This window comes from Cellulomonas xylanilytica, from assembly GCF_007989805.1.
Taxonomy (GTDB): Bacteria; Actinomycetota; Actinomycetes; order Actinomycetales; family Cellulomonadaceae; genus Cellulomonas; species Cellulomonas xylanilytica.
In genome coordinates, this window is sequence record NZ_BJUB01000004.1 from 362,729 (window position 1) to 371,823 (window position 9,095).

A 9,095-nucleotide genomic window follows, 5' to 3' on the forward strand; every position below is an offset into this window, starting at 1 on the left:
GGCGGTCATCCGAACAGACCGCTCACCCACGACGTGATGTCGTCGACGCGGGCGCCCAGGAGGCCGATCAGGGTCTGTCCCGCCGCGGTGGAGGCGAGCGCCACGCCGAGGGCGAGGAGCCCGGCGAGGACCAGCAGCGTGAGCTGGAGGTTCGAGATCCGGTTGCGGTACAGCCGCGACACGCCCTTTGCGTCGACCAGCTTGCTGCCGACCCGCAGGCGCGTGAGGAAGGTGCTCGCCATGCCGGAGCGACCCTTGTCGAGGAACTCGACGAGGGTGGCGTGCGTGCCGACGGCCACGATCAGCTCGGCGCCCTTGTCGTCGGCGAGGAGCATGGCGACGTCCTCGCTCGTGCCGGTCGCCGGGAACACGACGTGCCGGACGTCGAGCTGCTCCACGCGGGCGAGGCCGGGCGCGCGTCCGTCACGGTAGGCGTGCACGACCACCTCCGCACCGCACATGAGCGCACGGTCCGAGACGGAGTCCATGTCCCCGACGATGAGGTCGGGCTTCCACCCGGCGTCGAGGATCGCGTCCGCTCCCCCGTCGACGCCGATGAGCACCGGTCGGTACTCCCGGATGTACGGGCGCAGCGTGACCAGGTCTTCCTTGTAGTGGTACCCGCGGACCACGATCAGGACGTGCCGACCGTCGATCTCGGTCGAGATGTCCGGCACGCCGATCCCGTCGAGGAGCAGGTCGCGCTCGCGCCGCAGGTAGTCCATCGTGTTCGCCGCGAACGACTCGAGCTGCACGGAGAGCCCGGCGCGAGCCTCCTCCATCGCGGCCGCGACGCTGGCCTCGGTCTGCAGCACACCCTCGGCGACGAGCGTGTCCCCGTCGTAGACGGCCTCGTCGACGATCCGGAGCCGGTGCCCCTCGGTCACGGCCATGACGTCCGCACCGAGGTCGTCGATCAGCGGGATGCCCGCCGCGATGAGGATCTCCGGACCGAGGTTCGGATAGCGGCCCGACGTCGAGCGCGCCGCGTTGAGCACGACCGACGGCTGGCACGCCACGAGCGCCTCGGCGGAGACCCGGTCGAGGTCGAGGTGGTCGATGACCGCGATGTCACCGGGCCGCAGACGCTTGGTCAGCGCCTTGGTCCGAGGGTCGACACGTGCCGGACCGGCGACGACGCCGGGTTCGGGCAGGGCGGTGCGCTTGCGCAGTGAGGCTCTCATCGCCGCTCATCGTCCCACGGACGAGAGCTCGAGCAGTTCTGCGGCGTGCGTCCGTGCGGCGTCGGAGTCCTCCTGGCCGGACAGCATGCGGGCCAGCTCGCGCACACGCTCGTCCCGCGTGACCAAGCGCACGTCCGACTCGGTGACCACGTCGACCCCGTCGGCGGTCGACTTGGTGACCACGAGGTGGTGGTCGGCGAACGCGGCGACCTGCGCCAGGTGCGTCACCACGAGCACCTGGCTGCCCTGGGCGAGGGCCGACAACCGCCGGCCGACCTCGATCGCGGCCCGGCCACCGACGCCCGCGTCGACCTCGTCGAACACGAAGGTGCCCGGCCGCGTGGCCCCGGGAGCCGTGGCGAGCGCGACCTCGATGGCGAGCATCACGCGGGACAGCTCACCGCCGGACGCACCCTTGCCCAGCGGCCGCGCGGGCGCTCCGGCGTGCGGGACGAGGAGCATCTCGACGCGGTCGGCGCCGTGCGGTCCGGGCTCGTCCGCGCGCTCCACGCTCACCCGCAGCTCCGCGCCGCCCATCGCCAGTCCCGAGAGCTCCTCGGAGACCACGCCGGAGAGCCGCTCGGCACCACCACGGCGACCGTCGGTCAGCTGCTCTGCCAGCGACGTCAGCTCGTCGTCCAGCCGGCCCCGCGCCTCCCGCAGCTCCGCGATCCGCTCGTCACCACCGTCGAGGTCGAGCAGGCGACGTCCGGCCGTGTCGGCCCAGGCGAGCACCTCCGCCACCGTGCTGCCGTAGCTGCGCGTCAGGGTGGCCAGCTCGGCACGACGACGCTGTGCCGCGTCGAGGCGCAGCGGGTCCGCCTGCAGGTCCTCGAGGTAGGCCGCCAGGTCGGTGGAGACGTCCGCGAGGAGGTATCCCGCCTCGGCGACCCGCGTGGCCAGCGCAGCCAGCGCGGGGTCGTGCGTGCCCTCGTGCTCGAGCAGGCGACGTGCCAGCTCGATCGCGCCGACCGCCGCGGAGCCCTCGTCGACGGAGTCCTCGTCGCCGACCAGCGCCGTGTGCGCCCCCGCGGCCGCCGTCCGCAGGTCCTCGGCGTGCGAGAGCCGGTCGACCTCCTCGGCGAGCGTGACGTCCTCCTCAGGCTGCGGGTCGACCCGCTCCACCTCGGCCAGGCCGAGCCGCAGGAGCTCGGCCTCGCGCGTCCGGTCCCGTGCCTTGTCGACGAGGTCGCTGAGCTCGGCGTCCACGCGGGCGCGCTCCGCCCAGGCGGCGCGGTAGCGAGCGAGGACCTCGCGGTGCGCAGGCCCGACGAACTCGTCGAGCGCCTCCCGCTGGACGGCTGGCGACCGCAGGCGTGCCTGGTCGGCCTGGCCGTGCACGGTGACCAGCTCGTCCGCGAGCTCGGCGAGCACCCCCTGCGGGACCGACCGACCGCCGACGTACGCGCGCGAGCGCCCGGCCGCGCCGTCGGTGCTGGCGCCGACGGTGCGCAGCAGCACGAGGCTGCCGTCGTCGTCGAGCCCTGCACCGGCCTCGGTGGCCCGCCCCAGCGCCGCACCACCCGCGCCGAGCAGGACACGCCCCTCGACCGCCGCCGCCGCCGACCCGACGCGCACCGTCGCCGGGTCCGCCTTGCCGCCGAGCAGCAGGTTCAGCGCAGTGAGCACCATGGTCTTGCCGGCGCCCGTCTCTCCCGTCAGGACGGTGAGCCCGGGGCGCAGCTCCACCTGCGCCCGGCCGATCACGCCGAGGTTCTCGATGCGGATCTCCTCGATCACGCCGTCACCTCCGGGGGTGTGGGTCGGTCGGACGGGCGTGCGGACGGACGAGGTGCGCTGGGCCGGCCGCGCCACCCGTCGACCGGCAGCCCGAACTTGTTCACGAGCCGGGTGGTGAACGGCGCCGGCGTCAGCCGGGCGAGCCGTACCGGGATGTCGCTGCGGGTGACCTCCAGGCGGGAGCCCGTGGGCACCTCGAGCCTGCGACGCCCGTCGAGCGTCACCAGGCCCGCCGCGGGCGACCGGTCCAGCACCTCGACCGCGAGCCTGCTGCGGGGGCCCACGACCAGCGGCCGTGCGAACAGCGCGTGCGCGGAGATCGGGACCAGGATCATGCCGTCGACGTCCGGCCACACCACGGGGCCGCCCGCGGAGAACGCGTGGGCCGTCGAGCCGGTCGCGGTCGCCGCGACCACACCGTCGCAGCCGAACGAGGAGAGCGGGTGCCCGTCGACCTCCAGGAGCACCTCGAGCATGCGGGAGCGGTCGACCTTCTCCAGCGCGGCCTCGTTCAGTGCCCACCCGGTGCCGGTGCTGCCGTCCGGGCGGCTGACCCGCACGTCCAGGGTGCCGCGCTCCTCGATGTCGAACTCGCCCGCGGTCAGGCGACGCACCGCCTCGCCGACGTCCTCGCGCTCGCTCTCGGCGAGGAACCCCACGTGCCCGAGGTTCACGCCCAGCAGGGGCACCGCTGTCCCCCGGGTCAGCTCTGCCGCTCGCAGGATCGTCCCGTCGCCCCCGAGCACGATCGCGAGCTCGAAGGTCGGCAGGTCCGCCGCGTCGGCGTCCTCCGCGGCCAGGAAGGCCTCGACGCCGGCACGTTCCAGCTCTCGGACGGCCTCGTGGGTGGCCGAGACGGCCTCCTCACGTCCTCCGTGGGTGACGACCAGCGCGCGCCGGCTCACGGGGCGACCTCGGCGTCCGACAGCACGGCGTCCGTGATCCGGTCGACGGGGACCTGCACCGGACCACCACCGTCCGCCCGTGCGAGCCACAGGAAGAACTCGACGTTCCCGCTGGGACCGGGCAGCGGGCTGCGCACCACCCCGCGCACCGTGAGACCGAGCTCGGCGGCCGAGCGGGCGACCGCGACGACCGCGTCGACCCACAGGCCCGGAACCCGGACGACCCCACCGGACCCGAGCCGATCGCGTCCCACCTCGAACTGCGGCTTGACCATCACCAGGAGATCGGCGTCCGGACGCGCCACCGCGACGAGCGCAGGCAGCACGAGCGTCAGGGAGATGAACGAGAGGTCCGCGACGACCAGGTCCGGCGCGGGGTCGACATCCCCCTGAGTGAGCGTCCTGACGTTGACACCCTCCCGGACCTCGACCCGGGGATCGTGGCGCAGCGCGTCGACCAGCTGGTCGTGCCCGACGTCGACGGCGACCACCCGGGTGGCACCGCGGCGCAGCAGCACGTCGGTGAACCCGCCGGTGCTCGCGCCCGCGTCGAGGCAGTGCCGCCCGGCGACGGCCGGCCCGTCCGCACCGAGCGCATCGAGCGCGCCGGCCAGCTTGTGCCCGGCGCGCGAGGCGTAGCCCGGGTCGGTGTCGTCGGCCTGGACCGCGACCTGCCGCTCGTCCGTGACCTGCGTGGCGCTGCGTGCCGCAGCCGAGCCGTCCACGGTCACCCGGCCGGCAGCGATCAGCTCGCCGGCATGGCGACGGGACCGGGCCAGACCGCGACGCACCAGCTCCGTGTCGAGGCGTGTGGTCACCGCGGGTCAGCCCTCCGCGTCCGCAAGCCGGTCCTGGAGGGCGCCGTGCACCGCGTCGAACACGGCGACGTGGTCGCGCAACGGCTGGTCCTCGAGGTCCGCCAGCGCCGACAGCGCCTGGTCGACGGCGTCGTCCGACGTCGAGGTGATGTCCGTCTCGCTCACTGCACCGCCTCCCGACGTGGTCGTGTGCCCGCGCGGTCCGCGGGGCGGTCCCCGGCGGACCCGATGGGCACCGACGTGCCACGGGACGCGCCCACGCTACCTGGCGCAGCCCACAACAACCCGTCGCCACACACAGGCCGGGGCACCCGGTCGCGCCCTCAGTCGCGGACGAGCTCCGTCGCCAGCTCGGGGACCGAGGTGGGGTCGAGGTCGAGACCGGCGTCGACCGCAGCCCACGCCGCGGCGCACGAGGCCCGCACGAGGTCGAGCTCGTCCTCGGCGGACGACGACTGCGCGCGACCGAGCTCGAGCCGCCCGTCCAGCACACGAGCCGACGCCCCGCGCACGACCCACCAGCCCTCCGGACCCTGCTGCGGCTCCGGGTGCGCGACCAGCAACGACCGCAGGTCCGCCCCGATGAGGTGCGGGCGCTCCCCCGGCACCGCGAGGATGTCGTCGCGCGCCGAGCTCACACCCGTGAGCACGTGCAGGCCGATGTAGCCGCCCGCCCGTGCACCGGCCAGGTCCGTGTCCAGGCGGTCGCCGATGACGAGGGTCTCCCGCGCACCCACCCGTTCGACCGCCATGTCGTACATCGTGGGCGAGGGCTTGCCCGCGCTGTCGGGGACCACGCCCGTCGCCGCCCGGACGGCGCCGACCAGCGACCCGTTCCCCGGCGCGAAGCCGCGGGCCGTCGGCAGGCTCAGGTCCAGGTTCGACGCCACGTGCCACGCGCCGCGCCCGACGGCGTACGCCGCCTCGGCCAGCTGTGGCCAGCCCACCTCCGGGGCGAAGCCCTGCGCGACGGCTGCCGGCTCGTCGTCCGCCGACTGCACGACGACGTACCCCGCCGCGCGTACCGCCGTGACCAGACCGGCACCACCGACGACCAGCACCTTCGACCCGCGCGGCAGCCGCGTCGTCAACAGCTGCGCCGCCGCCTGCGCGGCCGTCATCACCTCCGACGCCTCTGCCGCGATGCCGAGCTCCGTGAGCTGCTCCGCCACCGACTCGGGCTCTCGTGACGCGTTGTTGGTGACGAACACCAGCCGCATCCCCCGAGCCCGCGCCGACGTCAAGCCGTCCGCCGCACCGTCGATCGGCTCGTGGCCGCGGTAGGCGACCCCGTCGAGGTCGACGAGCGCGAGGTCGAACCGGTCGGCGAGCGGCGTCGACGAGCCGACGAGCCCGCCCGTCACCGACCGCCCTCCGCCTCGTCCGAGCCCGAGTCCGAGTTCGAGTCCGAGTCCGAGTCCGAGTCGTCTTCGGCCACCGCATCGACCACGACGTCGTCAGACGTGCCACCGTCGACGTCGACCGCCGCAGAGCCGACGAGGACGTCGACGTCATCCGCGGCCGAGCCGGGTGCGTCCGACGCATCCACGTCCGTGTCCCCCTGATCCTCGTCCGGGTCGTCCGAGTCGTCCTCGTCGGACTCAGCCTCGGCCGAGCCGACGACATCCGACGCGGCTACGTCTGGGACGTCCTCGTCCGAGCCGACGAGATCCGACGGGGCTACGTCTGAGAGGTCCTCGTCCGATCCCGCCTCGTCCACAGCATGGTCGTCCGAGCCGCCCTCGTCCGAGTCGTCGTCGTCCGAGCCGTCCCGGGCCGAGTCACCCTCGGCCGTCCCCGCCGCTGCGGAGTCGGCGTCCTCGAGCGCCTCCTCGTCGTACTCACCGTCGGCATCGAACTCGCTCAGGTCGAACGAGACGACCTCGTCCTCCACCTCGACGTCACCTGCCGCGTCGTCGAGCTGGTCCTGGGTGTAGGGCGCGAGCTCGGCCGCGGCCTCGTCGGTCCGTCCGGCTGCCTCGAGCGCTGCGGCCCGTGCCTGGGCCACCCGGATCGAGACGACACCGGTGCCCGCTCGCACGGCGGGAGTCGACAGCGCCGCCACCGCAGCCTCGGCCTGACCGAGGTCGAGACGGGCACCACTGACGACCATCGCGAGCTCGATCCGGGTCTCCGCGTCGAGCGTCTCGGCCTCCGGCTCCTGAGCCAGCGCGAGCGCACGCTCGGGCCGGCCGAGGCCGCGTTCGCAGTCGGCCATGATCGCCAGGTGCTCCGACGAGCCGTTCAGCCGTCGGACCGTACGCAGCTCGCGCAGCGCCTCGGCGTACCGACCCGTGCGGTACGCGGCCAGGCCCGCCGCCTCCCGCACGACGTCGACGCGCCCGGCACGCCGGACCGCAGCCTGGGCGTGCTCGTACGCGAGCTCCGGCTGGACGTCCAGCAGCCGGCCCACCATCACGAGGTGGCGGCCGACACCCTCCGCGTTCTCCTTGCTCAACGTCCGCAGCCGCCCGCGGACCGAACGGTCGAGGTCGCTGAACACGACATCGTCCGGGATCTCGGGCGCGACGACGCGCTCGTCCTGCGGGGGCCGCGTCAGCCGGCGGTCGTCCGTCTCGCGACGCTCCGCTCCCGCGCCCCGGCCCGAGCCGTGGCGGTCGTCCCGTCCGTGGCCGCCGGACGGGGGCCGACGATCGCCGGTCGCCGGGCGGTCCGCCCGGTTGCCGCCAGCCGCCGGCCGAGAGGAGCTGGACCGCTCCCCCGCGGGCCGCGAGGCGCGATCCTGCGACGACGGTCGCTGCCCGCTCGAGGAGGGTCGGTCACCCGACGGTCCTCGGTCCGACGTGTCGCGCTCGACACCCGGACGGTCCCCCTGGGCAGGACGGTCGCCGGACGAGCGGCGGTCACCGTCGCTCGGTCGGCCACCGCGAGGGCGGTCGCCGTAGGACGGACGCTCCCCGCCACGGCTCCGGTCACCGCTGCCGGACGGACGGTCACCGTACGCCGGTCGACCACTGCCACGCTCTCGGTCGCCACCGTAGGCGGGACGGTCTCCGTAGCTCGAGCGCTCTCCACCGGACCGGTCGCCGTACGACGGACGGTCACCACTGGGACGCCCACCGGACGACCGGTTGTCCGACGACGCCCTACCTGCACCCGAGGGGCGATCGCCATAGCCGGACCGCGCACCACCGGAGCGGTCGCCATAGGACGGACGATCGCCGGACGGCCGCCCACCGTAGGACGAACGCTCACCACCGGAACGGTCACCGTAGGACGGACGATCGCCGGACGGTCGCCCACCGGAACGCTCACCGTAGGACGGACGCTCACCACCGGAACGGTTGCCGTAGGGCGGACGCTCACCACCGGAAGAACGCTCCCCGTACGACGGGCGATCCCCAGAGGGTCGCCCGCCCGAGCGCTCACCGTACGAGGGACGCTCACCACGGGACGACCGATCGCCGTACGACGGGCGATCGCCGGACGGGCGCCCACCGGAACGCTCACCGTAGGACGGACGCTCACCACCGGAACGGTTGCCGTACGACGGACGCTCACCACCGGAACGCTTGCCGTAGGCGGGGCGGTCCCCGCGATCCGGGCGGTCACCAGCAGGTCGGCCACCGGACGAGGACCGGTCGCCGTAGGACGGCCGATCACCGGCTGGGCGGCCTCCGTAGGAGGGGCGGTCTGTGCGGCTGCGGTCCCCGGACCCCGATCGATCACCGTAGGACGGACGGTCGCCAGCGGGCCGGCTGCCGTACGACGACCGTTCCCCCGAAGCTCGGTTGCCGTAGGACGGACGGTCGCCACCCGGGCGGTCGCCGTACGAGCGACGATCGCCGCCCGCCCGGCCGGCTCCGCCACGCTCACCGTACGAGGGGCGATCAGCAGAACCCCGGCCGCCGTACCCACCACGGTCGGAACCGGAGCGGTCACCGTAGGCGGGGCGGTCGGAACGGGACGTGGGCCTGGAGTCACCACGCGCGTCACCAGCGCCGCCGCCACCGGTGGGGCGGAATCCACGGTCGTCACCGGAAGGACGGCCGCCGGAGGACGGTCGGTACCCGCCGTCGCCACCCGAACCGTACGAGGAGCCCGAGCCGCGGGCTCCGCCCTGAGGCGAGCTCCCAGACCGTGGCCGGCCAGTCCCGCCGGACGACGAGCCGCCGCGGTACCCGCCGCCGCCCTGGGGCCCGCGGGCGGAGCCGCTGTTGCCGTCGGATCGACCACGGTCGCCGCCACCCGACCGGCCACGGCCGTCAGGTGTGCTCCCGGCACGATTCTCGCTGTTCATCTGTGTGCTCTCCTCGTCGCGATCGACCGCCCCATCGTCTCATCCCCGACCCGGGCAGCCTGACGGCTTCCGGCGGGTCGCACCGACGATGCGGAACGGGGACGACACTGCGGTGATTCCTGGTGATCAATACGCCCGACGTCGCGCGCACAGAATTGCTGTAGAAACAGAAAGAGCCACCCCCGTA

At 74.1% G+C, this 9,095-nt stretch carries 7 protein-coding genes; all 7 read right to left on the reverse strand.

What is annotated here, in order from left to right:
• Positions 1 to 5: 5 nt before the first annotated feature.
• The 7 genes from steA to CXY01_RS21165 all read right to left on the reverse strand — a co-directional run bounded on the left by steA (position 6) and on the right by CXY01_RS21165 (position 7,150).
• Positions 6 to 1,184, reverse strand: a complete 1,179-nt coding sequence (gene steA / locus CXY01_RS08815; RefSeq protein WP_146927045.1) for a putative cytokinetic ring protein SteA — start codon at positions 1,182 to 1,184, stop codon at positions 6 to 8.
• A gap of 6 nt (positions 1,185 to 1,190) precedes the next feature.
• Entirely contained in the window at positions 1,191 to 2,924 is a 1,734-nt protein-coding gene (recN, locus tag CXY01_RS08820) for a DNA repair protein RecN (RefSeq protein WP_146927046.1), read from the reverse strand.
• Entirely contained in the window at positions 2,921 to 3,829 is a 909-nt protein-coding gene (locus tag CXY01_RS08825) for an NAD kinase (RefSeq protein WP_146927047.1), read from the reverse strand. The genes recN and CXY01_RS08825 overlap by 4 nt, the downstream gene beginning before the upstream one ends.
• Positions 3,826 to 4,647, reverse strand: a complete 822-nt coding sequence (locus CXY01_RS08830; protein WP_146927048.1) for a TlyA family RNA methyltransferase — start codon at positions 4,645 to 4,647, stop codon at positions 3,826 to 3,828. Before CXY01_RS08830 ends, CXY01_RS08825 begins: the two co-directional genes overlap by 4 nt.
• A gap of 6 nt (positions 4,648 to 4,653) precedes the next feature.
• Positions 4,654 to 4,812 (reverse strand): hypothetical protein, encoded by a 159-nt coding sequence (locus CXY01_RS20805; protein ID WP_186813333.1) that lies wholly within the window; start codon positions 4,810 to 4,812, stop codon positions 4,654 to 4,656.
• Between the two features lie 158 nt (positions 4,813 to 4,970).
• Complete coding sequence (locus CXY01_RS08835) at positions 4,971 to 6,011, reverse strand: HAD-IIA family hydrolase (RefSeq protein ID WP_146927049.1); 1,041 nt, start codon at positions 6,009 to 6,011, stop codon at positions 4,971 to 4,973.
• On the reverse strand, positions 6,008 to 7,150 hold the full coding sequence (locus CXY01_RS21165) for a hypothetical protein (RefSeq protein ID WP_186813334.1): 1,143 nt from the start codon (positions 7,148 to 7,150) through the stop codon (positions 6,008 to 6,010). The genes CXY01_RS08835 and CXY01_RS21165 overlap by 4 nt, the downstream gene beginning before the upstream one ends.
• Positions 7,151 to 9,095 lie beyond the last annotated feature (1,945 nt).